This window comes from Allosalinactinospora lopnorensis (genome assembly GCF_000981225.1).
Classification (GTDB): domain Bacteria; phylum Actinomycetota; class Actinomycetes; order Streptosporangiales; family Streptosporangiaceae; genus Allosalinactinospora; species Allosalinactinospora lopnorensis.
Genome location: NZ_LAJC01000155.1, coordinates 1 through 2,976 on the forward strand (window position 1 = coordinate 1; position 2,976 = coordinate 2,976).

Sequence of the window (2,976 nt, forward strand, 5' to 3'; positions counted from 1 at the left end):
CGCCGGCCGCCGTCGGGCAGGCCCACGTCGCCGGGGCGCAGCCGGTCCCGGCGGGTGTGCAGGAACGCCGCCAGTTCAGCACGGTTCAGCATGGGCACGCCCCCTCGGTCCGGCCCTCTCCCTGTTCTTACAGCTTGCCGTATGTCCGCCGCCTCTGGGTGGTACCGCCGATCCCAGCCTCGCGGGGTCTCTCCCGCCGCCCCGCCATCTGCGCCACGCTGGGGGCCATGCAAAACATTGCTCTGATAACAGGTGCGAACAGGGGAATCGGATTCGAGACCGCCCGACTGCTGGGTGGGCGCGGGATGACGGTCCTGGTGGGGCCAGGGACGAGGCGCGGGCGCACGAGGCCGCCTCCGCCCTGCGCGACCACGGCGGCGACGCCCACCCCGTTCAACTCGACGTCACCGACGAGAAGTCGGTGCGGAGCGCGGCGGAGTGGATCGACAGCGCGTACGGCCGGCTGGATGCCCTGGTCAACAACGCAGGGATCACAGGGGGCGCCGAGAGCGGCGCGCCGAGCGCGACTCCGCTCGCGACCCTGCGCGCGGTCTACGAGACGAACGTCTTCGGGGCCATCGCCGTCACCAACGCGATGCTGCCCCTGCTGCGCCGGGCCCCGGCGGCCCGGATCGTGAACGTCTCCAGCGAGGTCGGCTCGCTGACCGCCATGACCGACCCGGAGAGTCCGCTGAGGAACCTGAACCTGCCGCCCTCTGTGCCCTACCCCTCCTCCAAGTCCGCGCTCAACATGGTGACCGTGATGTACGCCGCGGAGTTGGCGGACACCCCGATCAAGGTCAATGCGGCCAATCCCGGCTACTGCGCCACCGGCCTCAACGGCAACTCCGGTTTCCGCACCGCCGAGCAGGGGGCCGAGGTCAGCGTGCACCTCGCTACCCTGCCTGATGACGGGCCCTCCGGGGTGCTCTGGGGCGATCTGTGGACCGAAGGCGGCGCCAACTCCTCGGGCGTGCTGTCCTGGTAGGTCCGCTGCCGAAAGAGCGCCTCGGGCCGGCGGCGGCCGATCCGGCGGCTCGTGCCGCGTACTCTGCTACAAGGCACCCGGAGGGAGCCGCCTGCCGGCGTGGGCCGTGGCCGGGGCGCGCCGGCGGTCGGCGAGTGGCAGCCGCCGTCCCGCCCCGGCCCGTAGGAAGGTCCTGTGGAGCGAAAGCATCTCGAGTACTTTCTCGCGATCGCGAGCCACGGAAGTTTCACCAGCGCCGCGAGTTCGCTGCGGATCGCGCAGCCGTCGCTCTCCTATGCCATCAGTGTCCTGGAGCGGGAGGTGGGGGCACCGCTCTTCCGCCGTGTCGGCCGCGGGGTGGTGCTGACACCGCTGGGTGAGGCGCTGCTCGCGCCGGCCAGGCAGGTGATCCACGACTTCGCGCTCGTGCGGACCGCGGCCCGGCAGGTGTCCGGGCTCGTCTCGGGCCGGCTGGACATCGTCGCGGCCACCACCCTGGCCGTCGATCCGCTCGCGTCGTTCGTCGGCGCCTTCCGGCGCCGACACCCCGGGGTGACGTTCAACATAGTGGACGCGGAGAACGCCGCCGCGGTCGTCGACGTCGTTCGGCGGGGCCAGTGCGAGGTGGGGCTCACCGAGCACGGCGCCACCGGGCCTGGGATGCAGCTCCTCGACCTGCCCGAACAGGACGTCCTGGCCGTGTTCCCGCCGACCGCCCCCACGCCCGAGGACCCCCTCCGGCTGGAGGAGCTCGCCGACCTCGACTTCGTCACCACTCCGAGCGGCACCACCACGAGGAGCGCGCTCGACAGCGCGCTGGCCCTGGCCGGAACCTCTCCGCGGATCGCCGTCGAGACCACCCACCGCGCCGCGATAGTGCCGCTGGTGCTCGGCGGCGCCGGGGCGACGCTGCTGCCGCGCAGGCTCGCCTGGGAAGCGGGCAGGCTCGGGGCCGTGGTGGTCGCTCTCAGTCCCCCGCTGACGCGCCGCGGCGTCCTCGTCTGGCCGCCGGATGTGCTCTCGCCGGCGGCCCAGGCGTTCGTCGACCTCGTGCGGGCCTGGCCCCCTGACGGCGGCGAGCAGGAGGAGGGCCCGGCCCCGGACACCGGATAGGTCTATGCGTCCCGGGCGCAGCGGAAGCCGGTGTTCCCCATCGACGAGTCGGGCGCGATTCCCTGCCGCGCGCTGACGCGGTACCGGCGGCAGTAGGAGTCGTGGCACAGGTAGGAGCCGCCCCGCGCGCTGCGGCGGGTCCCCCGTTCGGGGCCGCGGGGGTTGCGCCGCGCGTCCGCCGCGGGGCCGCCCGGGGAGAACCGGTCGCGGCACCACTCCCACACGTTGCCGGTCATGTTGTGCAGCCCGAAGCCGTTGGGCGGGAACGCCTCGACGGGGCAGGTGCCGTACCAGCCGTCGTCGCAGGTGTTCTCCCGAGGGAACGCCCCCTGCCACACGTTCATCCGGTGCTCCCCGCCGGGCTCGCGCCCGTCCCCCCACGGGTAGGCGCATCCCGCGAGCCCGCCGCGCGCCGCGAACTCCCATTCGGTCTCCGTAGCAGCCTCAGGCCGGCCCAGGCGCAGTACGCTTCGGCGTCGTTCCAGGACACGTGGACCACGGGGTGGTCCGTGAGGCCGTCCAGGTCCGACCGCGGACCCGCGGGGCGGCGCCAGTCCGCGTCCTCGACCTGGCGCCACCAGGGCGCCGCCGCCACGCCGCGTGTGGGAGGGAAGTCGTCGGGGAGCAGCCCGGCGAAGACGAAGGACCACCCGAACCGCTCCGCCTCCGTCCGGTACCCCGTGGCATCGACGAACGCGGCGAACTCCGCGTTGGTCACCGCTGTCGGGCTGATCCGGAACGGGTCGAGCACGACCCGCCGGACCGGCCCCTCACCGTCCTCCGGGTAGGCGCGGTCGTCGGCGCTGCCCATGAGGAAGTCGCCGCCGCGGAGCAGGACGAGCCCGCCGGTGTCGCCCGCACCGGCGCCGGAGGCGGCCGGGGACCGCTTGGGGCGG

Annotated in this window: 2 protein-coding genes and 1 pseudogene; 2 read left to right on the forward strand and 1 reads right to left on the reverse strand. The window is 73.6% G+C overall.

The features are described 5' to 3' along the window. The first annotated feature begins 361 nt into the window (after nt 1-361). Together VS93_RS26110 and VS93_RS26115 are read left to right on the forward strand one after the other, a co-directional pair. Nucleotides 362-988, forward strand: coding sequence for an SDR family NAD(P)-dependent oxidoreductase (locus VS93_RS26110; RefSeq protein ID WP_338022808.1), 627 nt, complete (start codon nt 362-364; stop codon nt 986-988). A gap of 174 nt (nt 989-1,162) precedes the next feature. Beyond that, nucleotides 1,163-2,080: a LysR family transcriptional regulator gene (locus VS93_RS26115; protein ID WP_046472501.1), complete on the forward strand. Its 918-nt coding sequence runs from the start codon at nt 1,163-1,165 to the stop codon at nt 2,078-2,080. A 2-nt stretch (nt 2,081-2,082) separates the two neighbouring features. Here VS93_RS26115 and VS93_RS33140 read toward each other — a convergent pair. Then, nucleotides 2,083-2,891: pseudogene (locus tag VS93_RS33140) on the reverse strand (formylglycine-generating enzyme family protein). Nucleotides 2,892-2,976 lie beyond the last annotated feature (85 nt).